Raw genomic sequence first — 24,825 nt, 5'->3', positions numbered from 1 at the left:
GTGCCGGAACCCATTTCAGCCCGTATCGCCGAAGGAGTCGCGTCGATCCCGGCGACGCTATGGGATGCGTGCGCGGGCAGCGCCAACCCGTTTCTGAGCCACGCCTTCCTCGCCGCGCTGGAAGCATCGGGGTCGGTCGGACCGGCGACTGGCTGGCAAGCGCTCCCGATCGTGATCGAAGATGAAAACGGCACCCCCGCCGCAATCGCCCCAGCCTATGCCAAGAGCCACAGCCAGGGCGAATATGTGTTCGATCACGCCTGGGCGGACGCCTATGAGCGCGCGGGCGGGCGCTATTACCCCAAGATACAGGTCGCGGCGCCCTTCACCCCCGTCCCCGGCCCGCGCCTGTTGCTGCGCGATCCGGCGCTGGCACCGACGCTGATCGCGGGGATCGAGGCGCTGACCGACAACAACCGGCTGTCGTCCGCGCATGCCACCTTTGTCGACCAAGCCCAACTGCCGCTGTTCGAACAGGCCGGCTGGCTGATCCGCGCGGGCACGCAATTCCACTGGCACAATCGCGATTACGCCGATTTCGACGCCTTCCTGTCCGACCTGTCGTCACGCAAGCGCAAGGCGATCCGCAAGGAGCGCGAACGCGCGGTCGAAGGGCTGACGATCCGGCACCTGACCGGCGCGGAGATCAGCGAAGCGCATTGGGACGCCTTCTGGGTGTTCTACCAGGACACTGGCAGCCGCAAATGGGGCCGGCCCTATCTCACCCGCAGCTTCTTCTCGCTACTCGGCGAAGCGATGGGCGAGCGGGTGCTGCTGATGCTGGCCGAGCGTGACGGGCAACCGATCGCGGGTGCGCTCAACCTGATCGGCGCGGATACGCTCTATGGTCGCTATTGGGGCTGCGTCGAGGACGTGCCCTATCTGCATTTTGAACTCTGCTATTATCAGGCGATCGACGCCGCGATCGCGCGCGGCCTGGCGCGGGTCGAAGCGGGCGCACAGGGCGAGCACAAGCTCGCGCGCGGCTATGTCCCCGTCACCACCTGGTCGGCGCACTACATCCCCGACCCCGGTTTCCGGCGCGCGATTGCCGATTATCTGGCGCGCGAGCGGGAGGCGGTTGCGCAGGAACAGGACTATCTGGGCGAGCTCGCCCCGTTCAAACGCGGCGGTTAAGCCTCTTTCTGCGCCTCTTCCCACGCCTCCAGCTGCTTCTTCTTGTCGCGCTCGAGGAATTCGCGGACCTTGCGGATCTGGCTGCGATAGGGCCCCAGATCCTCCGGGTTCAGCGTCGCGGCCGGGCGGCCATGGTCGATCTTGAACAGCGCGCTGCTGCCGTCGCGCCAGACCGGGATCAACCCGGCCTCAAGCCTTTTGTCATAAGGCGGCGGGCTGATCACCCAGAGATAGTCATAGGCATGGCGCGGGAAGCGCGCGAGGCTGACCGCCACGGGGCGCCACCATTCGCGCGGGCATTTGGTGTCGGTGACGATCTGCGACGGGTCATGGCTGAACCCGCGCGCCTGCTTGTAGCGCACGGTGAGCAACTGCCCTCCCGCCATCGACCATTGGTCGTTGGTATAGGCCAGCCGCCGCACCATCGCCATGCCCGGCAGGTGCTGCAGCCGCGTCATCGTCCACTCGTTGTAGCAAGTCTCGCCGACAAAGCTCAGCAGCCGTGCGCCTTCGGGCACATGCTCCAGCGCCGCCAGTTCGCGGTCATAGGACTTGTCGTAGAGATAGTTGCTGTACGTCGTCGTGCCCATGCGGACGAGGAAGAATGCGAGCCCCGCCATCGCCAGCACGCTCGCCCCGCGGATCGTCATGCCGGGCTTGGGCCGCAACGCGATCACGGCAATCGCCAGCATATAGGGGGCAAGCCGCATATCGGCATAGGCCGACCCGAACACCACGCGCGGCAGCAGGATGAACACCGCAATCAGGAACAGCGCGGAAATGCCCAGATGGCGGGAATATTCGATATTGGGGTCGCGCACGCCCTTGAACAGGATCAGGTACAGCACACCGACACAGGCGATGTCGAACAGCTGCCACCGGTCGCGCAGCACCATCATCACCCACCAGATCTTGGCGCGCCAGTTGAACCAGTCGCCGGTCACGCCGCTGACATCGCCCGCGCTGCGCCACATCAGCATCAGGATCGCGGCGGGGACCAGCACCAGACAGTGAAGGCCGGCGCGGAATGCCGGGGCGATCCAGCTCTGGATCAGGTCGGTCTGCCAGCGGCCGGTGCGCGGACCGCGCAGGTCGTGCTGCCGGATCAGCTCCGCGGCAAAGCACATCACGCCCAGCGTGCCCCACCCGAACGTATGGGTGACCCAGATCACCAAGCCGATCGGCACGAACAGCAGCGCACGCAGCCGGATCCGCCCCAGCCGCGCCAGTCGCAGCCACAGCGCAAAGGCATTGAGCGCCAGCGCCATCGAGAGCGCGAAGTTCGCAAAGCCGAAATGGAACGCGTAATTATAGGCAAGCGGCAGCGCGAACAGCGCGGTCGCGGGGATGCGGCCATGCACCTCGCGCGCGATCCACAACAGTCCGGTGACGGTCAGCACCGGGATCGTGATCACGATCAGCTTGACCGCCAGCTCCAGCCCGAAGATCGGTTCGAGCGGGATGATCAGCAGATCGAGCCCGAGATTGCCGATCAGGCTCCACTCGAAATTATACCAGTCGCGCAGCCACGGAACCTGTTCGTGGCTCAGCTGCACGCGATAGCGCGCCATATGGCCGGGCAGATCGACCTGGGGTGGGATGTCCGGCCATAGCAGCGGGATCGCCGCCGCGAACGCCGCGAACAGCACAAACCAGCGCGTCTGCCACCAGTGCAGGCTTTCGGATCCCCCTTGCATCCGACCGCCTTTACTGCGCCGCAGCACCTGCGGGCAAGCGGCTTGCCGAACGATCGATCGCATAGAGCGCCGAACCGTCCTGTTTCCAGACGGGGGTCAGGCCGCGCAACGCTGGCGAAGCCGCCGGCGCGTCGATCAGCCAGACATGGGTGAATGCGCTTCGCGGGAACGCTGCAAGCGCGCGGTCGCGTGGCAGCAGGTTGGGGTCGTGCGGACACGCCTGCGCCACCGAAATCTGCGACGGATCATGCGAAAAATACCCGAGCGGCAGCAAAACGCGCAGCAATGGCGCCCCCTCCATCCGCCATTGGTCATTGGCGAACGCCCCGCGCCGCGCCGTGGCAAAGGCGGGAAGATGCGTGCGGCGGCTATGCGCCCAAGGCTGGTCGCAGCTGTCGCCTACCAATGCGAACACGCGCGCGCCGCGCGGCACATGATCGAGCGCCGCCAGCTCACGCCGCCAATCGGCATCGTAAACCGCAAAGCTTGCCGTCGTGCCGAGCGTGCGGAGCAGGAAAAAGGCGAGGCCCGCCAACGCAATGGCCCGGATCGGCGCGCCCTCCTTTGGCGCCAGCCCGGCCAGCGCCACGGCAAAGGCGAAGGGGAGCAGGCGCAAATCGGCATAGGCCGAGCCGAGCAGCGTGAAGGGCAGCAGCAGAAAGGCGAGTGCAGTCAGGCCGGCAGCAGCGGCCGCCTCCGGCGCGAACCGCCCCGCCTGCCCCCGGATCCCGGCATAGACCGCCAGCACGATCACGACCAATGCGGGCAGGTCGAGCCAGATCCACCGGTCGCGCAGCACACTCCCCAGCCCTTTGAGCTTGGCGACAAGATCGAAGAATCGCCCGGTCTCAGCCGGGGCACCGCCGCCCCGCCAGACGAGCATTGCCAGGACCGGCGGGGCCAGCGGGAGCGACGCGATGCCCGCATCAACAGCTGCACGAACCACCGACCGGCCCCTCGCCCGCGCGGCCCATTCGCCCGCGAACACGAACAGCCCCAGCATCGCCCAGCCCATCGCATGGCAGCTCCACACGACCAGCCCGAACGGCACGAAGATCGCGGCGCGCAATCCGACCTGCTGCAACCGCCCCAGCCGCAACCACAAGGCCCAGCCGCCCAGCGCCAGCGCCATGGCGAGGCAGTAATTCACGAACCCGAACTGAAACGGATAGCTGTACGCCAGCGGCAGCGCGAACAACGTCCATGGGCTCACCCGCCCGGTCAGCTCGCGACTGAGCCACAGCAGCGCCCCGGTGGTCAGCACCGGGATTGCCAGCACGATCAGCTTGACCGCCGGCTCCAGCCCGATCAGCGGCGCCAGCGCGGCGACCAGCAGGTCCACCCCCAGATTGCCGACCAGCCGCCATTCGAAGCTGTAATAGCCTGCGAACAGCGCCGCTTCGTCGCCCAGCATCACGCGATAGCGCCCGATATGGCCGGGCAGGTCGGTCAGCGGCGGCACGGCGGGCCACAGCAACGGTAGTGCCGCGAGCAACATCGCGGCGGCAAGGAACCACCGGCTTTCCCACCAGCGACCGCTCATCGCGCCACCCGATAGACGCTCGCCCCCGGCGCAACCGGGGTCATCCAGTCCGGCGGCGTCCCGGCCCGCAACGCGGTGCGCAGCGATCCGGCGGGCGGCGCGCCGAGCTCGTCCCACGCCCCGCCGCAAGTCGCGATCAGGTCGACCCGCAACCGCTGCGCCTCCGCCCGCGCCGCGTCCACCGGCAGGTCGATCAAGCGATAGACCGCCAGATTGCCCTGCGCGTTGCGATGATAGGGCGCGGCAAGCACGCGGTGCCGCGTCTCCGCCAGGGCATAAGCGCCAAGATCGATCGGCGCGGCCACCGTCCCGGCGGGCTGCGCCGCAAGCTGCGCCAGCACCGCCCCGCCATCACACGTCGCATGAGGCTGCGGCTGCGCGACCAGGCTGCCCAGCGCCGGATAGACGAACCCAGCCGACACGATCCACGCCGCCGCCAGCGGCAATGCCCCCCGCTCCCGCGCATGCCCGATCAGCGCCGCGAGGCCCGGCGGGGCGAGCAGCGTCCCGACATAGATGCCGCGCAACTGCACCAGCGCGAGCGCAAGCGCGGCGAGCTGAAACGCGGCCAGCACCGCCCAGCCCATGTCGCGCGTCCGCCGCCACTGCCACAGCGTCGCGGCAAGCCCGGCCAGCGCCAGTCCGACGTAGCCGATCGCATGATCCAGCGGCGCGCCAAACAGCGGCTGCGCCTCAGCCACCCGCCCCAGCCACAGCCGCTCCAGCAGCGGATCGACGCCGCCATAGGGCGACAGGCAGGCGGGCGAGAGCGCAAGCGCGGCGACGCCCGAAGCACCGCCCACCACAAGCGCGGCGATCAACCGTGCGCGCGCCGTCGCAATGCCGCGCGCGACCAATGCGAGCGCGAGCGGCGCAACCGCCGCCACCTGCGCCGCGCGCCACAAGGGTGCGGCAAACGCATCGCAGGTCGCGACACCCCACCCGCTCGTCCGAAACAGCAATGCCGCCAGCGCCAGCCCGACGACAAGCGAGGCACCATAGCCAAGCAAGCGGAGCCGTTCCCCGGCCCCGTCCGCGACCCAGCGCAGCACCAGCACTCCGCCGCCAAGCGCAAGAAATGGCGCGGTTTCCATCCCCACCACCAGCGACGCGACGCTCGCCGCACCCGCCGCTGCACCGCTACGCCACCCTCCGGGGCCGATCACGGCGCGAACGAGAATCAGCAGCAACACCAGCTGCAGCCCGTGATGGTCGATCCGCCCGGGCAGGAACAGCGCGCTCGCCGGATAGGCCAGTGCCGCGATGATCACCGCCACCGGAGCCGAAGCCCGAACCTGTCGCGCTATCGCCGCGACCAGCATCAGCGCGGCCGCGAACAACAGCGGCGGCCACAGGATCACCGCGACCAGCTCCGCCGCGCGTGCGCCCGTCACCGGGGTCAACAGCGCGATGATCGCTCCGGGCACCAGATCGGGCAGCCGCGACCAGTGCATCTCCAGCCCCGCCGCGCCCAGCCGATGCTGCGCCAGATCGCCAAACCCCTGGCCACCCAGCCAGTCGCGAATCTGCTGCAACCGCATCACATCATCGGTATCGGGCAGTCGCAACGCCGCCAGCGCCGCCCAGTCCCGCCACGCCCACACGGCGGCAAGCAGCAGCGCCAGCGCTGCCGCCATCGCATTGTCACGCCACATGCCGGATCGCGCCGCGCCCATGCGAGCGCGCTATCCCATCATGGTTAACAATCAGCGCAATCGCGTCTCGAAGGTGATGCTCGGTACGAAGTAAAAGCGGTCAAAGGATTCTCCGGCCAGATTGGACCAGTTCTGCTGAAAACGTCCCGCCACGGCCAGCTTGATGTCGGTCGTGGCGTCTCCCTTGAGCTTCACCGCAATGCCGGCGTCCAGCGTCAGCCGGTCGTCATTCCGCTTCGTCGCGGGGGCAACCAGCGCATCGGTATAGGCACGATGCTCATAGCCAGCCGATGCATAAGGGGTGAACCCGAACCGCGTCGGAATCGATGCTTTCAGCACCACGCCCGGCGCCCAGCGCCGTCGGCCAACCGTCGGCGAACCGACATAGGACAGGCTCGGCGAGAGATCCAACGCCAGCCCCATCTTGCCCCCCGGATTGCCGGCCGCGTCCGGCTTGCAGTCCGATGTCGTGCAATAGAGCCACAGGGCATTCTGATATGTTGCGCCGATGCTGAAACTATGGTCGGTGCTGACATAGTCGCCAAGGAAATCGCGATGTCCGCGCGCATATTTGTAGCCGACAAAGCCCGTGATCTGGTCACGCAGTTTCTCGGTCGGCCCGGGACCGACGCCGAATTGGGTTTGCAGTCGGGCGCTCAAATACGCGCTCGACTTGGGATCGCCATCGTCGAACAGCTGCGGGGAGTAAGCTAGTCCCGGCGTGACGTTGAACCGTGTTCGGTTTGACAGCGGGATCGACACGCCCAGCGACAAATCGCTGGAACTCTCGTCGACCAGGTCTTCGGTTTCGGAAAAAGGCTGTTTCTTGCCGAGTGCCGGCGCGAGCTGGAAGGCGAGCGTGAGTTGGGTCCCCTCGACCGACGCGGGGACCACCCGGTCAGCCAGCTTCTCCGAAAGTTGAGCCGACGCTGGCGTCGCGACGCCAATCAGCAGGCAGCCAAATAAAAATCGCATCGATGCCCCCTTTTAAAAAGTAGCGCATCGATAATCGACTGTTTCGTGCCAGGTGTCTTCTGACATCTCCGCTATGGACCGAATGCTTCAGCGCCCGGTCCATTCGCGATTTACTGGCCCCGCCGCCCGAGCAGCCGCAAGCGCAGCGCGTTGAGCTTGATGAACCCCGCAGCGTCGCGCTGGTCATAGGCGCCCTGGTCGTCCTCGAACGTCACGACCTTTTCGCTGTAGAGCGAGTACGGCGACTTGCGACCGACAACATAGACACCGCCCTTATAGAGCTTAAGCCGCACGGTCCCGGCGACCTTTTGCTGCGAATAGTCGATCGCGGCCTGCATCATCTCGCGCTCCGGCGCGAACCAGAAGCCGTTATAGATCATCTCGGCATAGCGCGGCGCCCATTCGTCCTTCAGATGCGCGGCGCCGCGGTCGAGCGTGATGCTTTCGATCCCGCGATGCGCGAGGTGATAGATGGTGCCGCCCGGCGTTTCGTACATGCCGCGCGACTTCATGCCGACGAAGCGGTTCTCGACCAGGTCGAGCCGGCCGATGCCATGCTTGCGCCCCAGATCGTTGAGCGCCGCCAGTAGCGTCGCGGGCGACATCGCCACGCCGTTCAGCGCGATGCCGTCGCCCTTCTCGAAATCGATCGTGATATATTCGGGCGTGTCCGGCGCGTCCTCCGGGTTCACCGTGCGCGAATAGACGTAATCGGGCGTCTCGTCCCACGGATCCTCGAGCACCTTGCCCTCGGACGAGGTGTGCAACAGGTTCGCGTCGGTCGAGAAGGGCGCTTCGCCGCGCTTGTCCTTGCTCACCGCAATCTGGTGCTGCTCGGCGAACTCGATCAGCTTGGTGCGGCTGGTCAGATCCCATTCGCGCCACGGCGCGATCACCTTGATGTCCGGGTTCAGCGCATAGGCCGACAGTTCGAAACGGACCTGGTCATTGCCCTTGCCGGTCGCGCCATGGCTGACCGCGTCGGCGCCGACTTCCTTGGCGATCTCGATCAGGCGCTTGCTGATCAGCGGCCGCGCGATCGACGTGCCGAGCAGATACAGCCCCTCATACAGCGCATTGGCGCGCATCATCGGGAACACGAAGTCGCGGACGAACTCCTCGCGCAGATCGTCGATATAGATATGCTCGGGCTTCACCCCGGCGTTCAGCGCCTTTTGCCGCGCGGGCTCCAGCTCTTCGCCCTGCCCCAGGTCGGCGGTGAAGGTCACGACCTCGCACTGATATTCCTGCTGCAGCCATTTCAGGATCACGCTGGTGTCGAGGCCGCCCGAATAGGCAAGCACCACGCGATTGATCTTGTCGGCCATGTCTTCAGCTCCTGAACGCAATTTGCGGGCGCTCTACGTCCGGGGGGCCGCTTCCGCAACACCGGCGAACAGCCGCGGCAGCTGGATGACGAGCAGCCCGGCGCGAAACCCATAGCTCGCCAGCAGCGCCAGCCACAGTCCCGTGGCACCGAACGGGCGCAGCAACAGGTCGGTCGCGATGTAGAGCGCCGTCGCCAGGATCGCGGCGTTGCGCAGCGCCCGCCCCTGCGTCGCGCCGATGAACACCCCGTCGAGCAGCCAGGCCGGGACGCCAACGATCGCGGCCAGCGCGGCGAGCGGCAGCACTGCGCGCGCCGCCTCCCGCACCGCGGCGTTGCTGGTCAGCAGGTCGATCAGCGCGCCGCCAAAGATCAGCGCCGCCAGCGTCGCGAACAGGCCGAAGCCGACGGAGAACTCCCCGGTCAGGCAGATCGCGCGCTTCAGGTCGCTCCGCGATCCTCGTCCCACTGCCTGCCCCACCCGCGACTCGGCGGTGAAGGCGAAGCCGTCGAGCACAAAGGCAAAGATGCTCACCAGCTGCATCAGCACATGGTTGGCAGCGAGCTGTACGGTCCCCAGTCGCGCCCCGGCATTGGCCAGCCACAGGAACAGCGCCAGCAGCGCTACGGTGCGCACCATGATGTCGGCATTGACCGCGAACAGCCGCCGCCACGCCGCATGCTCGAAAAAGCCAGCGCGCTGCCCCAGCAGGGCACGCGGCCCGGCGATGCGCACCACCAGCACCAGGCCAGCAATCAGCCCGACCCATTCGGCAATCGCAGTCCCTAGCCCCACGCCCCGCGCGCCCATGCCAAGCTGCCACACGAACAGCATGTCCAGACCGGCGTTGACGAGGTTCACCAGGATCTGCAGCGCCAGCGTCTCGCGCGTGCGGCCAAGGCCGTAGAGCCAGCCGTTGATCGCATAGAATGCCAGCGCGGCGGGCGCACCGACGAAGCGCGCCGTCACAAACTCCCGCGCTGCCGCGTCGAGCGCGCCGCCCCCGGCGAGCAGTGCGAACGCCGCCGGGACCAGTAGCAGCTGCAACGCCACCAGTACCGCCCCGATCCCCAGCCCCGCCACGACCCCGCGCAGCAGGAGCGAATCCACCTCGTCCCGTGCGCCCCGCCCATGCGCCTGCGCGGTCAAGCCGGTCATGCCCATGCGCAGGAACCCGAACGCCCAGAAGATAAAGCTGATGATCGCCGTCCCCAGCGCCACCCCGGCCAGCGCGGCGGCATCGCCGGTCCAGCCGATCACGGCGGTATCGACCAGCCCCACCAGCGGCACCGTCGTCTGCCCCAGCATGATCGGCCAGGCTTGCGCCAGGATCGAACGACGGGTGAGCGGGGCCGATTGCATCGCCGCCCTGTGCGGCTAGACTTGACGAAAATCCAGCGAGGTCGTGCCATGGCCGAGACCAAGACCAAGCCCACCCCCGTCAGTGTCCCCGCCTTTATCGACGCGGTCGAAAACCCAGTCCGCCGCGACGACGCGAAGGTCGTCTGTGCGATGCTGGAGCGACTCACCGGCGAGCCTGCGAAAATGTGGGGACCGTCGATCATCGGATTTGGCAGCTATCACTATCGCTACGACAGTGGTCGCACAGGCGAGATGTGCCGCCTCGGCTTTTCGCCGCGCAAGGCGGAGCTTGTGCTCTACATCCTCACCGACGCACCGGGCGAAGCGGACAAGCTCGCGCGGCTGGGCAAGCACAAGACGGGCAAATCGTGCCTCTACGTGAAGCAGCTGGCCGATGTGGACATGGCGGTGCTTGAGGAGATCGCCGCCGATACGCTGGCCGCCATGGACCGCAAATATCCGCGCCACTGAGCACGGCACCGCTCGGACTGGCTGAAACGGGACGCACTCCGTCGAATCACGCCATTGCCCCATGCCCGCGCATGCGCGATAGGGGTTTATGACAGATCTGCGACAGGCGCCTCCTGCCCTTGAGCGAGTCCAGCAAAACTGGCTGGCCGCCGGCGAACGCCGTATCCTCAACTGGCTGTGCGCCCATATGCCGCGCGCAATCACGCCCGACATCCTGACGGCGATCGGCATGATCGGCGCGGTGATGGTGTTCCTCGGCTATGTTGCCAGCAATTGGGGCGTCGCCTGGCTCACCCTCTCTATCGTCGGCTATGCGGTACAATGGTTTGGCGACTCGCTCGACGGGAGCCTCGCGCGCTGGCGCCGCATCGAACGTCCGTCCTATGGCTATTTCATCGATCATAGCTGCGACGGCCTCGCCAACCTGCTGATCGTCGCGGGGATCGGGCTCAGCCCCTTCGTCACGATGGACGTCGCGATGATCGCGCTCGCGGGGTACCTTCTGATGTCGATCCACGCCTTCCTCTCGGCGCGCGTCGTCGGTGAGCTGCGCCTGTCCTATCTCGCTGCCGGGCCGACCGAATTGCGGCTGATGCTGATCGCGATGACGGTGATGATGATGGTGCTCGGGCCGGACCGCGGGCTGTTCGGGGTGATTTCCGGCTTCGACCTGTTCGTGGGCAGCATCGGCGCGATCCTGATCCTGCTGTTCCTCGGTCAGACGCTCGCCACCGGCCGGCGGCTGGCGGCGCTGGAACGGCGCCCATGATCGCGGTGCTCGCCCTGCTGCTGCTTCAGGCCCAGCCGTCGGACCGTGCAGCGCAGCGCTTCGCCGATCTCGACCTCAATGAGGACGGCAGCATCGAGCGGGACGAGGTCCGTGCGCGCTTCGATTTCGAGGCCAGCGCCGAGGCGACCTATGCCGCCGCGCGCCAGTCGACCAAGGCGAGCGCCCCGCGCCCCGCGATCCGCGCCCCGCGCAGCGACTGGGCCGCCGCCGACGCCTGGTTCGCGGCGGCGGACAAGAATGGTGACGGGCGGGTGACGCCGGCGGAACTGAACCGCCATCTGCAGACCGCGCCGGACGCGTCCGGCGGCGAATAAGTACGGCGTCACAACGAATTGCCTGCCATCGGTGACTTTCCTATAGCGGCCCTCGACTGGCGGGGGATGACATGGTCGGGCGCGTTAAACTTGAGTCTCTGACGAGCCTGCGCTTCGTCGCTGCTTTCTGGGTCGTGCTTTACCATACGATGCCCCAGGCCGGGCGTAGCGGCTTCGGCATCGACCTGACCAAGCTTGGCTACAGCGCGGTGACGCTGTTCTTCATGCTGTCGGGCTTCATCCTGATGTTCGTCTACCGGCGGTTTGACAGTCGCGCCGCGGTCACCCGTTTCCTGGTCGCCCGCATCGCCCGCATCTACCCGATGTTCGCGCTGTCGCTGCTGATCGACCTGCCCCGCCTCGCCCTGTTCCGCATCGCCAAATACGGGTTGATCGCCGGCGCGGGCTATTCGGGCGTGACTCTCGCTGCGCAATTGTCACTGCTCCAGTCATGGTATCCGCCGATCGGCGCGCTCAACTATCCCAGCTGGTCGGTGTCGACCGAGTTGTTCTTCTATCTCGCATTCCCGCTTCTGCTGCCGCTGGTGGCGCGGGTGCGCGCGCGCGGCGCAATCGTGGCAGCCATGGCCGCGTTATGGGCTGTGCTGGTCGCCACCGGGATCCTGCTGGATGACCACACCCCCTATGGCGTGGGCGATCTGTGGCGCAATCCGGCATTGCGGCTTCCCGAATTCCTGCTCGGCATGTTCCTGACCCAGCTGATCGTCCGCGACGGGCGCCCGGTCACGACGCCGGCGGTCCTGGCGCTGTCTGCACTGGCCAGTATCGGCGCGATTGCGCTGCTGATCCACGATCTTGACGGCCGGATTGCCGAAGTCCTGCTGCTGCCCGGCTTCGCCCTGCTGATCGCGGTACTTGCCAGCGCGTCGGGCCCGCTCGCGCGGGTCACGCAGCATCGCACCGCGGTGCTGCTGGGCGAGGCGAGCTATGCGCTCTATTTGCTCCACGCCCCCTTTTCGATCTTCTACGACGCGCTCGGCGTCTCCGGTATTCCCGGCGCCTATTTCGGCTATCTTGCGGTCACCATCGCGGCGAGCATCGCGGCACATCTCTGGTTCGAACGGCCGATGCGGGTGCGGATCGTGACCTGGTGGGACCAGCGGAGCGCCGCCCGGCGCGCATCCCCGCTGGCACCGGCGTCGCAACCGGCAGGCTGAACGCCGCACCGGTCAGCCGCGCAGCCGCGCTTCCTCCACTGCCATGTAATCCCGCGTGATCGGCAGCGCCGTGCGCGACCGGCTATATTGCAGCTGGTAATTGACCAGCCCGCCATGTTCGAAACTCACCAGCGAGCCGGCGAGATAATAGGTCCACATGTTGAAGAAGCGCTGGTCGTACAGCGCGACGATCTGGTCGCGCGCCGCCACCGCGCGATCATACCAATGCTGCAGCGTATAGGCATAATGCAGCCGCAGCACCTCAACATCCGTCATGAAGAACCGCAACCCTTCATGCCCGCGCACAATCTCCGACAGCGCCGGGATATAGCCGCCGGGAAAAATATATTTTGCGGTGAAGGCGTCGGTGACACCCGGCCCGCCGGCGCGCCCGATCGTGTGCAGCAGCATCACGCCTTCGGGCGTCAGCAGCTCACGGCATTTGGCAAAGAAGGTCCGATAATGCGCCGGGCCGACATGCTCGAACATCCCGACCGACACGATCCGGTCGAACTGCCCGGTCACGTGGCGATAATCGATCAGCTCGAACCGCACCTTGCCCGCGACCCCGGCAGCGGCGGCGCGCTCGCGCGCGATCTTGAGCTGCTCCTCGCTCAGCGTCACGCCCAGCACCTCGGCCCCGGTTTTCTGGTGCAGGTACAGCGCCATCCCGCCCCAGCCGCACCCGATGTCGAGCACCGTCATGCCCGGCCGGATCGCAAGCTTCGCGGCGATATGCGCCTTCTTGTCCAGCTGCGCCTGTTCCAGTCCGTTCGCCGGGTCGGTGAAATACGCCATCGAATATTGCCGGTCGGCATCGAGGAACAGGTCGTAAAGCCGCGCCGACAGGTCGTAATGATGCGCGACGTTGCGCTTCGATCGCCGCGCCATGTTCACCCGGTCGAGCCGGAAGCGGACATTGTCGATCGCGCGCTTGAACGCGCCCGGCATCAGGTTGCCGGTCGCATCCTCCCATTTGTTGTTTGCGGTGACGAGGCGCAGCAGCGCGAGAATGTCGCCACGCTCGATCACCAGCCGTCCGTCCATGAAGCTTTCGGCGGCGCCCAATGCCGGGTCGGTCAGGATCCGTCGCGCGACCGCGGGATCGACCAAGCGGAGCGTTACCGGCGCAAGCTCCGGATCGGGCGTCCCGAAACTGCGCGCGCTGCCATCCGCATGGATCACGGTCAGCTCGCCGCGCTTCACCGCACGGGTGAAGAAATGGTCGATCAGCGCCATGCGGCAGAGGCTAGCGGCTGGAAATCCTTTCGCAAGTGCGAAGACCTGAACAACTGCCGTTAAATGCCGGCATACCATTCATAATCGGCGACATCTTCCCAATAGCCGCCCTTGCCGCGCCCGATCCCCTCAAGCGATACCACCGCCTCGACCCGCATCACATATTTGGCGTGCTTGTAGCCCAGCTGGCGCTCGACCCGCAGTCGCACCGGTGCGCCATGCGCGATCGGCAGGATGCGGTCGTTCATCGCCCAGGCCAGGATCGTCTGGGGATGGAAGGCGTCGATCAGGTCGATCGATTCATAATAGGCGCCGCCGCGCAGGCTGTCGGCGCAGTGGAACACCAGGTATCGCGCACTGTCGCGCAGCCCCGCCGCATCGAGAATGGCCGACAGCTTCGGCCCCTGCCACTTGCCGATCGCGCTCCACCCCTCGACGCAGTCATGCCGCGTAATCTGCGCCCGCTGCGGCATCGCGCGCAAATCGGCGAGCGACAGGCTCAGCGGACGCGCCACCAGTCCGTCGACGCGCAACCGCCAGTCGGAAAAGCGGTTCGCCGCCAGCGCCATATATTCCGGCGTACGCGGGCTGCGCGTGCCATTGGCGCGAAAGCGCGGCGACAGATCGTCGGGAGAGAATTCGCGGGCGAGCGCGTTGCGGTTGGTGATGACACGCTGCAGGCTCCGGTGCACCGCCTCCGCCTTGAACAGGATGTCGCGCCCGGCTTCGCTCTTGCCGACACGGTCGCAGCCGGCGAGCAGGCTGCCCGCCCCCGCCACGATCAGATTGCGGCGCGTGATGAGCGTCATGCGTCCTCCGCGCGCGGCACGCGCCATTTGCCGGTCAGCATCGACCGCAACTCGTTGAGCGGCCCGGCCAGAATGACCAGCGCCAGATGAACGATGATGAACAGCGCCAGCAGCATCGCGACGATGAAATGGATCGAGCGCGCACTTTGCCGCCCGCCGAAAATATCGGTCAGCCACGGCCACGCCGCATTCATCCCCGGCGACATCGCAAGGCCCGTAAAGATCACCAGCGGCAGCAGCACGAAGATGACGCCCGCATAGCTGATCTTCTGAAAGATATTGTACGCGCGCGGATTGTCCGGGTCGTGAAAGCGCAGCGCGAGATGCGACCTCAGATCGGCCAGCAGATGCCCGCGCGCCAATTCGCTGCGCCGGATGCGCAGGTCGCGCTGGAAATGCCGGTTGATCAGGCTGACGATCATGTAGGCGAGCAGCGCAAAGGCCAGCACCAGCGCGAAGAACAGATGCCAGCGCCGCGCCAGCGCCAGATTGTAGGTCGACGGGATCGTGAGCCAGCCCGGCACGCGCGCAGTGTCGAAGAACCAGATCAGCTTGAACCAGGGCTGGTCGTAATTCGCGCCATATTCGCCCCAGTAGAGCTGGCCGTGCGCGTTGAGGATCATCAGCCCGCTGCCGAGCAGGATGATCACGCTGATCGCCGTCACCCAATGCCACAATCGCGTCGCCAGCGCATGGCGGCGAATCACGGGCGCGGGCTTATCCATAGGCACGGGCAAAGAATACCATAGTGGTCCCCGCCGTGACCAGCAGCGTCCAACCGCGCACGACGCGCGGCGACAGCCGCTTGCCGATCGCCGCGCCGCCAAATCCGCCCAGGATCGCGCCCGCCAGCATCGGCACGCACGCGCTCCACACCACCATGGCAAAGCCGATGAACACGAACGCCGCAGCCAGGTTCGCCACCGCCAGCATCAGCGTGCGGATCGCGAACAGCGCGCGCGGCTCGATATTGGCAAGCAGGCCATAGGTCGCCGTGGTCATCAGCCCCACGCCGCCGCCGAAATAACCGCCATAGATGCCGAGCAGCCCCTGCGCCCCGATCAGCGTGCGCCGCCCGATGGTCACGCGCGCATGCAACCAGTCCGCCGCACGTCGCCCGAACGCCATCACCACAAAGGCGAACAGCAGCAGCCACGGGATCAGGACATCGAACGTGTCGGTCGGGGTGAGCACCAGCAACAGGCTGCCCGCCAGCCCGGCGACAAAGGTGATCGCCGCCAGCAGCACGACCGACAATCCCGCCACCGGCCCCAGTTCGTCGCGAAACCCCCAGGCGCTCGCCGCTGCCCCGGGCAGCAGCGCGACATTGGACGTCGCATTGGCAAGATTGGCGGGGAGCCCAAGCGCGATCAGGGCCGGCAGCGTGGCAAAGGTGCCGCCGCCCGCCAGCCCGTTCATCACGCCACCGACGGTGCCGGCGAACAGGGCAAGGAGCAAAGCGGGCCAGTCCATCCGGCGGCCCTAGGCGGGGCCGGCGCAAATGCAAAGACCGGGCACCGCATCCGCTTTGAGTAGCTGATTTGTTTCGCGCTCGGCCCGGTCGCCACTGCGCCGCCTAAAATAGGCTTCACAATCAACGATAAGGAACTGGGATTGATGGACGGACGGGATCTGCTGGCGCAGGTGCAGGCGGCAATCGGGGCGCATGGCGCGTGGAAGCTGAAGCTCAGCACCGCGGTTACGACCGGCCGCAGCGATGACGAGCCGGCGCTGGTCTGCCGCGACGATCTGTGCCGCTTTGGCGTGTGGCTGCACGGCCCGGACATCGACCCGGTCACCCGCCAGGGCAAGCCCTATCAGGTCATCCGGCGCCTCCATGCCGAATTCCATCAATGCGCCGGCACCGTGCTCGACCGCGTCAAGCGCGGCGACCAGACCGGCGCCCGCGCGCTGCTCGAAGGCGAGTATACCGAACGCTCCGCCACGCTGATCCGCGCGCTGACCAAGTGGAAGGGGGAGCTTCAGGCGCTGTCCGAAGCGGCCTGAACTGCCGGCACGCCGCCCCTTGCGCCGGCCCGCATCGCGGTCCACTCCGCCGGGCTGAAGCAAGGAGCGCGGCATGAAGCTTGATCTGATCGATGTGTTCGGGGCCGACGGCAACACCGGTAACCCGCTCGCCGTCGTGCGCGATGCCGGCGGGATGGACGCGAGCGCGATGCTTGCGCTGACCCGCTGGCTCGGCTTTTCCGAAACCACCTTTCTCGTGCCAGCGACCGATCCGGCGGCCGACTATTGCGTGCGCATCTTCTACCCGGCAGGCGAGCTGCCCTTTGCCGGCCATCCGACGCTCGGCACCTGCCATGCCTGGCTTGCTGCGGGCGGGGTAGCGCGCAACGCTGACCGGATCGTCCAGCAATGCGGAGCGGGCCTCGTCCCGATCGCGCGCGACCATGGCGCGCTCGCCTTTCGTGCCCCGCCGCTGCGCCGCTCGGGTCCGCTCACTGCAGCCGAGCGCGACACTGCGGCGCAACGGGTCAACGTCGCGCCCGCCAGCATCGTCGATGCGGTCCATGCCGATAACGGCCCCGGCTGGCAGCTGCTGCGGCTCCGCTCGGCGGCCGACGTGCTCGCCGTCGAAGCCCCCGCCCGCGCGCCGGTCGGCACCGAAATCGGGCTGGTCGGCCCGCATCCCGAAGGGCATCCGGTGGCGTTCGAGCTGCGCGCCTTCTTTGCCGACGGCAATGGCCGGCTGGTCGAGGATCCGGTGACCGGCAGCCTCAATGCCGCCGCCGCGCAATATCTGTTCGGCGCAGGTCTCGCGACCGACCGCTACCATGCCGCACAGGGCCAGCGGACCGGCTGCGACGGGCGGGTCGCGGCGCGGATCGATGCCGACGGCCATGTCTGGATCGGCGGTCGCACCGCTACCGTCGCGTGCGGCGCCACGCTCGCCTGAATCAGAAAGGGCGGCCGTTGCCGACCGCCCTTTCGTCCTTCCGTTCGGATCGGTTCGATCAGAACCGGATGCCGACGCCGACGCCGGCGAAGTTCACGTCCGGACCCGCAACCAGGGTGCGGCGATATTCGACCTTGGCGAACAGCTTCTCGCCCAGCGCGTGCTGATAGCCGGCACCGGCGAACGCACCGTCATCACCATCGGCGAAGCCGTAGCCGCCGAGCACGTAAAGGCGGCCTGCATCGCCGATCTTCGCACCGGCGCGCGCGCCCAGCGTGAAGAACACGTCGGCGCCACCGGCCAGAACCTTGTCCGCACCCGCTTCGACGCCGAAGAACGCGGTCTCGGTCACGTCATAGTCATAGCCGGCAGCGACGCCAGCGAATGCTTCCTCGGCGCCATCGGCCCAGGCAACGCCGCCACGAACCTCGACGCGGCCTTCGCCGGTCGACTGGGCGAACGCCGGCGTTGCGACGGTGGCAGCGGCGAGCGCCGCAAAAAGTGCGATCTTGCGCATGTTAGTCCCCAAGCTGATTGCTGTTTTCGTTATCGCAACCTGTTGTTGCGACTCCGCAATTAACCTTGAGGGCGGTGCCTTACAACAGCAGCACGGTGCAATTCTGCAACATTGCACAAATACCGTGACTAAAGTGTCACAGTCTCAGTCGAGCGCTGCCTGCTTCTCTTCCGCCAGACGGTCCAGTTCGGCGCGGCTCTTCTTCTCCGCCGCGGTCTTGAGCTGACCGCATGCCGCGTCGATGTCGCGACCGCGCGGCGTGCGTGCCGGCGCCGAAATGCCCGCTCCGAACACGATCTCCTGAAACGCCCGGATCCGCTCGGGCGTCGAACATTCGTACGGCGCGCCGGGCCAGGGGTTGAACGGGATCAGATTGACCTTGGCCGGCAGCTTGTACTGCTTGATCAGCCGCACCAGCTCGCGCGCATCGGCGTCGCTGTCATTCTTGTCCTTCAGCATCACATATTCGAACGTGATGCGCCGGGCATTGTTCGCGCCCGGATAGTCGGCGCACGCCTGCAGCAGCTCCTCGATCCCGAACTTGCGGTTGAGCGGCACGATCTCGTCGCGCACCTCCTTGGTCACCGCGTGGAGCGACACGGCGAGGTTGACCCCGATCTCCTCCCCCGCGCGCGCCATCATCGGCACGACGCCGCTGGTCGACAGCGTGATGCGGCGCTTGCTCAGCGCCAGCCCGTCGCCATCCATCACGATCTTGAGCGAATCGCGGACATTGTCGAAATTATAGAGCGGCTCACCCATCCCCATCATGACGATGTTGGTCAGCATCCGCCCCTCGGGCTGGCTCGGCCCTTCGCCCAGCGCATCGCGCGCCAGCATCACCTGCCCGACGATTTCCGCCGGCTCCAGATTGCGCACCAGCCGCATCGTCCCGGTGTGGCAGAACCGGCAGTTGAGCGTGCACCCCACCTGGCTCGACACGCACAGCGTTCCCCGATCCGCGTCGGGGATGAACACCATCTCGTAATCCTGCCCGTCATCCGACCGCAGCAGCCATTTGCGCGTGCCGTCGGTCGACACCTGCGCCTCGACAACCTCCGGCCGCGAGATGACGAAGCGCTGCGCCAGCCATGGCTGCATCGCCTTCGAAATGTCGGTCATCAGCGAAAAATCGGTGACGCCACGATTGTAGATCCAGTGCCACAGCTGCTTTGCGCGCAGCTTGGCCTGTTTCGGCTCCAGCTGCGCCGTCTCCAGCGCCATGCGCAGATCCGCGCGCGACAGGCCGAGCAGGTCGATGCGCCCGTCGGCGCGCGGCTTCAGGCTGCGCGGCACGGGCACAGGGTCGATATGGCCGGGAATGGGCATGCGGCCGAGGGGCCCGTCGCCGGGCGCGGGCGGCACCGAAACTGTCTGCATCGCGACGCCATACACCAATCCGGCGGCGATTTCCATGCCCGCCCTGCCCCACCCCAGCCACGGCCCGCCGACGCGCGGTTGCGATCCGTCGCTGACGCCGGAACCTTGGGGGGCTCTCGTCCGTCGAACGGACAAGGTTCATTGTTTCAGGAGTATTCCCATGGTTAAATTGCGTCTCCTTGCCCTCGCCACCAGCGCGCTCGTCGCCGCCCCGGCCCTTGCCCAGACTGCCCCGGCGGCCCCGCCCGCAACGGCAAGCGACGGCGCCGCGACCGCAATCACCGACGCCGAACTGACGATGTTCGCGAAGGCCGCGCTTGCGTCGGACGCGGTGTCAAAGGACCCCGCCGTCCCCGCCGCCGACAAACCGGCCAAGATGACCGAAGCGGTGACTGCGACCGGCCTCGACACGGCGCGGTTCAACGAGATCGCCGGGCTCGCGCAGACCGACCCGATGGTGCGTGAAAAGGTTCAGGCGGCAATCATTGCCGTACGCGACGGCACCCCGGCAGCGGCACCGAGCCCGGCCGCCAGCCCCACTCCGATGCAGTCGCAATAACCGCATCGCGGCGCCGCCGGCCCTAGCGCCGGCGCGCGCACCCCATGGCGGCGGCGTCGATCGCCGTCGCCGCACCGGCCAGCGCATAGGTATCGGCAAAGGCGCGGCCATCGCGTCCGACCGTTTCGACGCTCATCGCGCGGCTCGATCGGATCGCCGCGACAATCGCGCGGTCGGTGCGGGCATCGGGCGACCAGGCGTCGCGCGGACCGGCGATCAGGTCGAACCGCCGTTCGCCAATGGCCAGCGTGACCTTTGCGCGCGGGTCGCGGGTCCGGCTCAACCGCACATGCACCTGGTTGCGCGCGCCCGCGCGCGGCCAGTTGGCGATGCTCGCAAAGGCCTCGCCGCCCCCGCGCACCGGCTGGGCAATGGCATAGCAGCGTGCCGGTGCCGCATCGCGAAACGCGCCCCAGCCATTGAACACCCCGAGCGATGTGCGCTCGATTCCCTGCCCGGCAATGGCCGCCGCCACTAACAGCGCGATCACGCCGGCGCCCGCCCGCTGCCCAGATGCACGACGGTCTCGACGCCGTTCTCGATCATCACCACCGACCCCTGCGGCAGGCCGGGGGCGATCGGGGCTCCGAATTCGGGGTGCTCCGGCTCGCCGGTCATGATCCCGCGCAGCACGCGGCTGGAAATCCCGTGCATGATCACCAGGCGATCCCCGGCATCGTCTGCGGTATCGGCCAGCCAGGCGGATACGCGCGCAGCGATCTCGGGATAATGTTCGCCATCGGGCGCCGGATGCAGCAACCCGGTCGGGGCAATCACCGGCAGCGGCCCGTCGAGCAGATCGGCGTAATAGCGCCCGCCCCAGCTGCCCATGCCGATTTCGGTCAGGCGCGGATCATGCTGCGCGGCGTGCCAGTCCAGCGCCAGATGCTCGGCGATCACCGCCAGCGTCTGCAGCGCGCGACCGGTGTTCGATGCCCATAATGTGATCGCCGGCGCCTCGCCCAGCAACGCCGCCAGCGCCGCGCCCATTTCATTCGCCTGGGCAAAGCCGGCCCGCGTCAGCGGGGTATGCGGATGGTCGCCCTGTAACCGGCGCGCGGCATTGAACACCGTTTCGCCATGCCGCGCGATAAAATCCCGTCCCTTGCGCATCGGCAGCATGGCTGATCCTCCTGTGGCACGAAAGCAACGGTTTTCCGTGTTTATCGTGCGTTCATGCAACTTGTGCGGCGCAGCGCCATTTACGCCCCGACCCGCATACGGGTTGAGTAAAAGGAGTTTTCTATGCGTAATGCAATCGCCGCCGCGCTGGTCGCGTCGACCATGATCGCGGCCCCGGCCTTTGCCCAGGACACCGATCCGACCTTCACCGGCCTGCGCGCCGGCGTCGTCGGCGGCTATGACATCGTCCGTCCGGGCAGCAGCGAGGACAGCGACATCGATGGCGACGACCAGAATGTCGACGGTTTCCTGTACGGCGTCGAGCTCGGTTACGACATCGGCGTCGGCGGCGCGGTTGTCGGTGTCGAGGCCGAGCTGTCGGATTCGACCGGCAAGGTCGAAGCCCGCTCGACCGATCCCAACTTCTTCGGCTTTGGTGAAGTCGGTGCGGGTCGCGACATCTATGTCGGCCTGCGCGCTGGTGTGCTCGCTTCGCCCAGCACGCTGGTCTATGCCAAGGGCGGCTACACCAATGCCCGCCTGAACGTTCTGGCCAGTGATGGCGAGACAGAACTGCGTCAGAACTTCGAGCTCGACGGCTGGCGCCTCGGCGCGGGTGTCGAGCAGGCCATCGGCACCAACAGCTATGCCAAGCTCGAATATCGCTACTCGAACTATTCGAACGCGAATTTCGAATACAGCAACGGCGCCATCACCGAGGATTTCGACATCGACACCGATCGTCACCAGATCGCGGTGGGCGTCGGCTTCCGCTTCTGAGCGGCCAGCCGTCCACAAATGAATGACGCGAAGGGTCGGAGCCGCTTGCTCCGGCCCTTTTTCGCGTTAAGGATAGCTTGAACTTCCGACGGCAATCCACCCGCCGTCAGTTGAATTTGGGCGGCCGCCCGGGGGTTTTGAACACACATGAAAGCGACGATTGAACGCGCCACGCTTCTTCGGGGCCTTAGCCACGTCCAGTCCGTGGTCGAACGGCGTAACACCATTCCGATCCTGTCGAACGTATTGATCGAGGCGTCGCCCGAAGGGTCGCTGCGGCTGATGGCGACCGACCTTGACCTGCAGATCGACGAAACCGTGCCCGCTGCGGTCGATCAGGCGGGCGCGATCACGGTGCCGGCGCACACATTGTTCGACATCGCCCGCAAGCTGCCCGAGGGCGCTCAGGTCGAACTGTCGGCGGCGGAGGGCAAGATCAAGGTTCATGCCGGCCGCGCCAAGTTCGAGCTCGGCACGCTCCCGCGCGACGATTTCCCGGTGATCGCGGAGGGTGAACTGCCCACCGTGTTCGAACTGCCCGCCGAAACGCTCAAGCAGATCATCGACAAGACCCGCTTCGCGATCTCGACCGAAGAGACGCGCTACTATCTCAACGGCATCTTCCTGCATGTCACCGACGATCAGCTGCGCGCCGCGGCGACCGACGGGCATCGCCTGGCCCGCGTGACCGTGGCGCGGCCGGAAGGTGCGCAGAACATGCCCGACGTGATCGTCCCGCGCAAATGCGTGGCCGAATTGCGCAAGCTGCTCGACGAGGTCGACGGTTCGGTCGGCGTCTCGCTGTCGGGTTCGAAGATTCGCTTCGATCTCGGCACCGCGATCCTGACCTCGAAGCTGATCGACGGCACCTTCCCCGATTACAGCCGCGTCATCCCGACCGGGAACGACAAGATCCTCAAGATCGACCCGCGCAGCTTCATGCAGGGTGTCGACCGCGTCTCGACCATCGCGACCGAAAAGACCCGCGCGGTGAAGATGGCGCTTGACCGCGACCGCATCACCCTGTCGGTCACCAGCCCGGACAATGGCACGGCCGCCGAGGATGTTCCGGGCGAATATGCCGCGCAGCCGTTCGAAATCGGGTTCAACTCGCGCTATCTGATGGACATTCTTGGCCAGATCGAAAGCGATCTGGTCGAAGTGCATCTCGCCGACGCCGCCGCGCCGACGCTGATCCGCGAGCATGACAAGTCGCCCGCGCTGTACGTGCTGATGCCGATGCGCGTCTGACCGGACCGGGAAGGCGCGCTGCGCGCCTTCCCGCCTGTTCGGGTCAGAGCTGGTCGAGGCCGCGGCGGAACCCGATCCAGGTCGATACGACCAGATAGACCGCCATCACCAGCGTCACCAGCGTCCAGCTGTCGACATCCCCCGCCAGCCCAAGCTTGGCGAGCGTTGCCCAGATGAACAGCGCCAGCTGCCCGCTCCAGAAACACACCGCGCCCGCCAGCAGCGTTACCTGCCGGACCAGTTCGTCGCTGGTGCGGTAGAGCCGCCAGTTCAGCCAGGTCTGGACCGCGAGCGCCGCCAGCACCGCCGCCGCGCCGATCGCGCGCCCGTCATCGCTCAGGCCCAGATGCGCCAGCACCGGCGGGGCAGCGAGGATCGGGCCCGCCAGCGTGACGATCACCCCCTGCCTGCGGACGGCCAGCATCGAGTCGCGATCGGGCGGCTCGCTGCCCGGCTGCCGAAACGCGACCAGTCGGCGCCAGCGCGCTTCAGACGCGCTCATCACCAGCACGAACCCACCCATAAAGAAGAGCAGGAACGCGACCGCCAGCGACGCCAGTTCGGCGATCGTCCAGCGCTCAAACCCGGTCGAATCGACAAAGCTGGCAATGCCAAAGCCGAACCCGGCGCCGATTACGCCGCCGATCAGCGCTTCGATCGCGTGCCGGCGCCAGCGTTGCGCCCGCGTGAACTCAGTCCCGTTCGGGTGCGATCCAGTCATCGAGGAAGATTTCATCGACTGCCACTCCAAAGATCTTCGCCATCCGCAATGCCAGCGGCAGGCTTGGGTCATATTTGTCGGTCTCGACCGCGTTGATCGTCTGCCGCGAAACCCCCAGCAGCCGGGCCAGTTCGCCCTGACTGAGATTGGCTTCGGCCCGCAGGAGGCGGAGGCGATTGTTCAACGAACCTGTCCAGAGCTCTTGTCCATATGACAAGAGTTCTTGTCATGATTCGCACGGAGATGTCAAGAGCTCTTGTCAGCTTGCGCGTCCTCGCAAAACCACTTATTTACACTTGTGTCAGTATGGATGGTGCGCATGGCGACTCAGGCGATTGATTGGAGCAAGCCCGCGCGGCGGGATTGGGGAACCGCGCTCACGGCGCTGCGGCGACTGCTCGCCAATGGCGACGATACGGTGCAGGTGTTCCGCATCATGCGCGCGCTCAACGGCGACACCGCCGCGCGCAATTATCAGCGTCTGCTGACCACCCCCGGTGGCGGCCGCATCGCCTATCGTCGCACCGAACTGGCCGAGAAATTCTCCGACCGCGCCTGGATCGATTCGCTCCCGGCAGGCAGCGTCGGCGCCGCCTATCGCGACTTTCTCGACCGCACCGGCTATTCGGCGCAGGGCCTGGCGGATGTCAGCTATGCCGATGCCGATGTCGAGCGCGGGATCGAGCATCCGCATGCGTGGTTCGGCCGGCGCGAGCGCGACATTCACGACATCTGGCACGTCATCACCGGCTATCAGGCCGACGAGCCGCTGGGTGAAGCCTGCCTCGTCGCCTTCTCCTTCGCCCAGACGCGCGGGCTTGGCTGGGCCTTCATCGCAGTGGGCGCCGCGCTCAAGAGCCTCAAGGTCACTGGCTCGCGCAACTTCGCGCGCGCGGTGATCGAGGGGTATCGCCATGGCAAGGCCGCCGCCTGGCTGTCGGGCGAGGATTATGAGCAGCTGCTCGCCGAGCCGCTCGATGCGGTGCGTCGCCGCCTGCGGATCGGCGAGCCGGTGCGCTATCGCATCGCGCAGCAGGAATTGCGTGAGCGCGGCCTGATCGGGATCTGACCCGACGCTGC

The 24,825-nt window shown here is 66.7% G+C and carries 27 protein-coding genes; 11 read left to right on the top strand and 16 right to left on the bottom strand.

Annotated elements, in window-relative coordinates:
- The gene (locus tag J2Y54_RS12215; RefSeq protein ID WP_310040014.1) at positions 1–1,137 is read left to right on the top strand and encodes a GNAT family N-acetyltransferase; all 1,137 of its coding nucleotides are present in this window, start codon (positions 1–3) and stop codon (positions 1,135–1,137) included.
- Here the strand turns inward: J2Y54_RS12215 and J2Y54_RS12210 are convergent.
- The 6 genes from J2Y54_RS12210 to J2Y54_RS12185 form a co-directional block, all read right to left on the bottom strand.
- Positions 1,134–2,834, bottom strand: a complete 1,701-nt coding sequence (locus J2Y54_RS12210) for a hypothetical protein (RefSeq protein ID WP_310040013.1) — start codon at positions 2,832–2,834, stop codon at positions 1,134–1,136. The two genes, J2Y54_RS12215 and J2Y54_RS12210, sit on opposite strands and share 4 nt — an antisense overlap.
- Positions 2,835–2,844: 10 nt before the next feature.
- Positions 2,845–4,377, bottom strand: coding sequence for a hypothetical protein (locus J2Y54_RS12205; RefSeq protein ID WP_310040011.1), 1,533 nt, complete (start codon positions 4,375–4,377; stop codon positions 2,845–2,847).
- Positions 4,374–6,032, bottom strand: a complete 1,659-nt coding sequence (locus tag J2Y54_RS12200) for a hypothetical protein (RefSeq protein WP_310040010.1) — start codon at positions 6,030–6,032, stop codon at positions 4,374–4,376. The genes J2Y54_RS12205 and J2Y54_RS12200 overlap by 4 nt, the downstream gene beginning before the upstream one ends.
- 51 nt (positions 6,033–6,083) lie before the next feature.
- Positions 6,084–7,007, bottom strand: coding sequence for a hypothetical protein (locus J2Y54_RS12195; protein ID WP_310040008.1), 924 nt, complete (start codon positions 7,005–7,007; stop codon positions 6,084–6,086).
- A 110-nt stretch (positions 7,008–7,117) separates the two neighbouring features.
- Positions 7,118–8,335 carry an argininosuccinate synthase gene (locus J2Y54_RS12190; protein WP_310040006.1) on the bottom strand — a complete coding sequence of 406 codons (1,218 nt, stop codon included), beginning with the start codon at positions 8,333–8,335 and terminating at the stop codon, positions 7,118–7,120.
- 33 nt (positions 8,336–8,368) lie between these two features.
- Complete coding sequence (locus J2Y54_RS12185; protein ID WP_310040005.1) at positions 8,369–9,697, bottom strand: MATE family efflux transporter; 1,329 nt, start codon at positions 9,695–9,697, stop codon at positions 8,369–8,371.
- A gap of 48 nt (positions 9,698–9,745) precedes the next feature.
- On the opposite strand from J2Y54_RS12185, the gene J2Y54_RS12180 reads away from it, so the two are divergent.
- The 4 genes from J2Y54_RS12180 to J2Y54_RS12165 all read left to right on the top strand — a co-directional run bounded on the left by J2Y54_RS12180 (position 9,746) and on the right by J2Y54_RS12165 (position 12,450).
- The gene (locus J2Y54_RS12180) at positions 9,746–10,168 is read left to right on the top strand and encodes a DUF1801 domain-containing protein (protein ID WP_310040003.1); all 423 of its coding nucleotides are present in this window, start codon (positions 9,746–9,748) and stop codon (positions 10,166–10,168) included.
- Between the two features lie 88 nt (positions 10,169–10,256).
- A complete protein-coding gene (locus J2Y54_RS12175) occupies positions 10,257–10,937 on the top strand; it encodes a CDP-alcohol phosphatidyltransferase family protein (protein ID WP_310040001.1) in 681 nt (226 codons plus the stop codon).
- Positions 10,934–11,272 carry a hypothetical protein gene (locus J2Y54_RS12170; protein ID WP_310040000.1) on the top strand — a complete coding sequence of 113 codons (339 nt, stop codon included), beginning with the start codon at positions 10,934–10,936 and terminating at the stop codon, positions 11,270–11,272. Before J2Y54_RS12175 ends, J2Y54_RS12170 begins: the two co-directional genes overlap by 4 nt.
- Positions 11,273–11,343: 71 nt before the next feature.
- The gene (locus tag J2Y54_RS12165; RefSeq protein ID WP_310039998.1) at positions 11,344–12,450 is read left to right on the top strand and encodes an acyltransferase; all 1,107 of its coding nucleotides are present in this window, start codon (positions 11,344–11,346) and stop codon (positions 12,448–12,450) included.
- Positions 12,451–12,462: 12 nt separating this feature from the next.
- On the opposite strand, the gene J2Y54_RS12160 is transcribed toward J2Y54_RS12165, so the two are convergent.
- The 4 genes from J2Y54_RS12160 to J2Y54_RS12145 are packed head-to-tail and all read right to left on the bottom strand — an operon-like array spanning position 12,463 to position 15,971.
- Entirely contained in the window at positions 12,463–13,689 is a 1,227-nt protein-coding gene (locus J2Y54_RS12160; RefSeq protein ID WP_310039997.1) for a cyclopropane-fatty-acyl-phospholipid synthase family protein, read from the bottom strand.
- A gap of 59 nt (positions 13,690–13,748) precedes the next feature.
- Entirely contained in the window at positions 13,749–14,498 is a 750-nt protein-coding gene (locus J2Y54_RS12155) for a molybdopterin-binding protein (RefSeq protein WP_310039996.1), read from the bottom strand.
- A complete protein-coding gene (locus tag J2Y54_RS12150) occupies positions 14,495–15,223 on the bottom strand; it encodes a cytochrome b/b6 domain-containing protein (RefSeq protein ID WP_310039995.1) in 729 nt (242 codons plus the stop codon). The genes J2Y54_RS12155 and J2Y54_RS12150 overlap by 4 nt, the downstream gene beginning before the upstream one ends.
- Positions 15,216–15,971, bottom strand: coding sequence for a sulfite exporter TauE/SafE family protein (locus J2Y54_RS12145; protein WP_310039994.1), 756 nt, complete (start codon positions 15,969–15,971; stop codon positions 15,216–15,218). The genes J2Y54_RS12150 and J2Y54_RS12145 overlap by 8 nt, the downstream gene beginning before the upstream one ends.
- Before the next feature lie 144 nt (positions 15,972–16,115).
- Between J2Y54_RS12145 and J2Y54_RS12140 the strand changes: the two genes are divergently transcribed.
- Positions 16,116–16,505: a CZB domain-containing protein gene (locus J2Y54_RS12140; protein ID WP_310039992.1), complete on the top strand. Its 390-nt coding sequence runs from the start codon at positions 16,116–16,118 to the stop codon at positions 16,503–16,505.
- Between the two features lie 73 nt (positions 16,506–16,578).
- Positions 16,579–17,415, top strand: coding sequence for a PhzF family phenazine biosynthesis protein (locus tag J2Y54_RS12135; RefSeq protein ID WP_310039991.1), 837 nt, complete (start codon positions 16,579–16,581; stop codon positions 17,413–17,415).
- A 58-nt stretch (positions 17,416–17,473) separates the two neighbouring features.
- Here J2Y54_RS12135 and J2Y54_RS12130 read toward each other — a convergent pair whose 3' ends face one another.
- Both J2Y54_RS12130 and rlmN read right to left on the bottom strand, forming a co-directional pair.
- On the bottom strand, positions 17,474–17,932 hold the full coding sequence (locus J2Y54_RS12130) for an outer membrane beta-barrel protein (RefSeq protein WP_310039989.1): 459 nt from the start codon (positions 17,930–17,932) through the stop codon (positions 17,474–17,476).
- 144 nt (positions 17,933–18,076) lie between these two features.
- Positions 18,077–19,261 (bottom strand): 23S rRNA (adenine(2503)-C(2))-methyltransferase RlmN, encoded by a 1,185-nt coding sequence (rlmN, locus tag J2Y54_RS12125; RefSeq protein WP_405052929.1) that lies wholly within the window; start codon positions 19,259–19,261, stop codon positions 18,077–18,079.
- A 211-nt stretch (positions 19,262–19,472) separates the two neighbouring features.
- On the opposite strand from rlmN, the gene J2Y54_RS12120 reads away from it, so the two are divergent.
- On the top strand, positions 19,473–19,871 hold the full coding sequence (locus tag J2Y54_RS12120; protein ID WP_310039986.1) for a DUF4168 domain-containing protein: 399 nt from the start codon (positions 19,473–19,475) through the stop codon (positions 19,869–19,871).
- Positions 19,872–19,893: 22 nt separating this feature from the next.
- Here the strand turns inward: J2Y54_RS12120 and J2Y54_RS12115 are convergent, their stop codons facing one another.
- Positions 19,894–20,361, bottom strand: a complete 468-nt coding sequence (locus tag J2Y54_RS12115; protein ID WP_310039983.1) for a hypothetical protein — start codon at positions 20,359–20,361, stop codon at positions 19,894–19,896.
- A complete protein-coding gene (locus J2Y54_RS12110) occupies positions 20,358–20,993 on the bottom strand; it encodes a histidine phosphatase family protein (protein ID WP_310039982.1) in 636 nt (211 codons plus the stop codon). The genes J2Y54_RS12115 and J2Y54_RS12110 overlap by 4 nt, the downstream gene beginning before the upstream one ends.
- Before the next feature lie 123 nt (positions 20,994–21,116).
- Between J2Y54_RS12110 and J2Y54_RS12105 the strand changes: the two genes are divergently transcribed.
- On the top strand, positions 21,117–21,773 hold the full coding sequence (locus J2Y54_RS12105; protein ID WP_310039980.1) for a porin family protein: 657 nt from the start codon (positions 21,117–21,119) through the stop codon (positions 21,771–21,773).
- A gap of 147 nt (positions 21,774–21,920) precedes the next feature.
- Positions 21,921–23,024: a DNA polymerase III subunit beta gene (dnaN, locus tag J2Y54_RS12100; protein ID WP_310039978.1), complete on the top strand. Its 1,104-nt coding sequence runs from the start codon at positions 21,921–21,923 to the stop codon at positions 23,022–23,024.
- 43 nt (positions 23,025–23,067) lie between these two features.
- Here dnaN and J2Y54_RS12095 read toward each other — a convergent pair whose 3' ends face one another.
- The gene (locus J2Y54_RS12095; protein WP_310039976.1) at positions 23,068–23,760 is read right to left on the bottom strand and encodes a hypothetical protein; all 693 of its coding nucleotides are present in this window, start codon (positions 23,758–23,760) and stop codon (positions 23,068–23,070) included.
- Entirely contained in the window at positions 23,717–23,929 is a 213-nt protein-coding gene (locus J2Y54_RS12090; RefSeq protein ID WP_310039974.1) for a helix-turn-helix transcriptional regulator, read from the bottom strand. Before J2Y54_RS12090 ends, J2Y54_RS12095 begins: the two co-directional genes overlap by 44 nt.
- A 135-nt stretch (positions 23,930–24,064) precedes the next feature.
- Between J2Y54_RS12090 and J2Y54_RS12085 the strand changes: the two genes are divergently transcribed.
- Entirely contained in the window at positions 24,065–24,814 is a 750-nt protein-coding gene (locus J2Y54_RS12085; protein ID WP_310039969.1) for a Coq4 family protein, read from the top strand.
- Positions 24,815–24,825 lie beyond the last annotated feature (11 nt).

It is taken from the genome of Sphingomonas sp. BE123 (genome assembly GCF_031456015.1).
Lineage (GTDB): Bacteria > Pseudomonadota > Alphaproteobacteria > Sphingomonadales > Sphingomonadaceae > Sphingomonas.
The sequence above is the reverse complement of the archived record's forward strand: the minus strand, read 5'-3'. Positions and strand labels throughout refer to the sequence as shown.

Bases quoted from the DNA above. Each gene is read 5' to 3' on its own strand.
- J2Y54_RS12210 (WP_310040013.1), bottom strand. From the start codon at position 2,834: ATGCAAGGGGGATCCGAAAGCCTGCACTGGTGGCAGACGCGCTGGTTT.
- J2Y54_RS12205 (WP_310040011.1), bottom strand. From the start codon at position 4,377: ATGAGCGGTCGCTGGTGGGAAAGCCGGTGGTTCCTTGCCGCCGCGATG.
- J2Y54_RS12200 (WP_310040010.1), bottom strand. From the start codon at position 6,032: ATGTGGCGTGACAATGCGATGGCGGCAGCGCTGGCGCTGCTGCTTGCC.
- J2Y54_RS12195 (WP_310040008.1), bottom strand. From the start codon at position 7,007: ATGCGATTTTTATTTGGCTGCCTGCTGATTGGCGTCGCGACGCCAGCG.
- J2Y54_RS12190 (WP_310040006.1), bottom strand. From the start codon at position 8,335: ATGGCCGACAAGATCAATCGCGTGGTGCTTGCCTATTCGGGCGGCCTC.
- J2Y54_RS12185 (WP_310040005.1), bottom strand. From the start codon at position 9,697: ATGCAATCGGCCCCGCTCACCCGTCGTTCGATCCTGGCGCAAGCCTGG.
- J2Y54_RS12180 (WP_310040003.1), top strand. From the start codon at position 9,746: ATGGCCGAGACCAAGACCAAGCCCACCCCCGTCAGTGTCCCCGCCTTT.
- J2Y54_RS12175 (WP_310040001.1), top strand. From the start codon at position 10,257: ATGACAGATCTGCGACAGGCGCCTCCTGCCCTTGAGCGAGTCCAGCAA.
- J2Y54_RS12170 (WP_310040000.1), top strand. From the start codon at position 10,934: ATGATCGCGGTGCTCGCCCTGCTGCTGCTTCAGGCCCAGCCGTCGGAC.
- J2Y54_RS12165 (WP_310039998.1), top strand. From the start codon at position 11,344: ATGGTCGGGCGCGTTAAACTTGAGTCTCTGACGAGCCTGCGCTTCGTC.
- J2Y54_RS12160 (WP_310039997.1), bottom strand. From the start codon at position 13,689: ATGGCGCTGATCGACCATTTCTTCACCCGTGCGGTGAAGCGCGGCGAG.
- J2Y54_RS12155 (WP_310039996.1), bottom strand. From the start codon at position 14,498: ATGACGCTCATCACGCGCCGCAATCTGATCGTGGCGGGGGCGGGCAGC.
- J2Y54_RS12150 (WP_310039995.1), bottom strand. From the start codon at position 15,223: ATGGATAAGCCCGCGCCCGTGATTCGCCGCCATGCGCTGGCGACGCGA.
- J2Y54_RS12145 (WP_310039994.1), bottom strand. From the start codon at position 15,971: ATGGACTGGCCCGCTTTGCTCCTTGCCCTGTTCGCCGGCACCGTCGGT.
- J2Y54_RS12140 (WP_310039992.1), top strand. From the start codon at position 16,116: ATGGACGGACGGGATCTGCTGGCGCAGGTGCAGGCGGCAATCGGGGCG.
- J2Y54_RS12135 (WP_310039991.1), top strand. From the start codon at position 16,579: ATGAAGCTTGATCTGATCGATGTGTTCGGGGCCGACGGCAACACCGGT.
- J2Y54_RS12130 (WP_310039989.1), bottom strand. From the start codon at position 17,932: ATGCGCAAGATCGCACTTTTTGCGGCGCTCGCCGCTGCCACCGTCGCA.
- rlmN (WP_405052929.1), bottom strand. From the start codon at position 19,261: ATGCCCATTCCCGGCCATATCGACCCTGTGCCCGTGCCGCGCAGCCTG.
- J2Y54_RS12120 (WP_310039986.1), top strand. From the start codon at position 19,473: ATGGTTAAATTGCGTCTCCTTGCCCTCGCCACCAGCGCGCTCGTCGCC.
- J2Y54_RS12110 (WP_310039982.1), bottom strand. From the start codon at position 20,993: ATGCTGCCGATGCGCAAGGGACGGGATTTTATCGCGCGGCATGGCGAA.
- J2Y54_RS12105 (WP_310039980.1), top strand. From the start codon at position 21,117: ATGCGTAATGCAATCGCCGCCGCGCTGGTCGCGTCGACCATGATCGCG.
- dnaN (WP_310039978.1), top strand. From the start codon at position 21,921: ATGAAAGCGACGATTGAACGCGCCACGCTTCTTCGGGGCCTTAGCCAC.
- J2Y54_RS12095 (WP_310039976.1), bottom strand. From the start codon at position 23,760: ATGAAATCTTCCTCGATGACTGGATCGCACCCGAACGGGACTGAGTTC.
- J2Y54_RS12085 (WP_310039969.1), top strand. From the start codon at position 24,065: ATGGCGACTCAGGCGATTGATTGGAGCAAGCCCGCGCGGCGGGATTGG.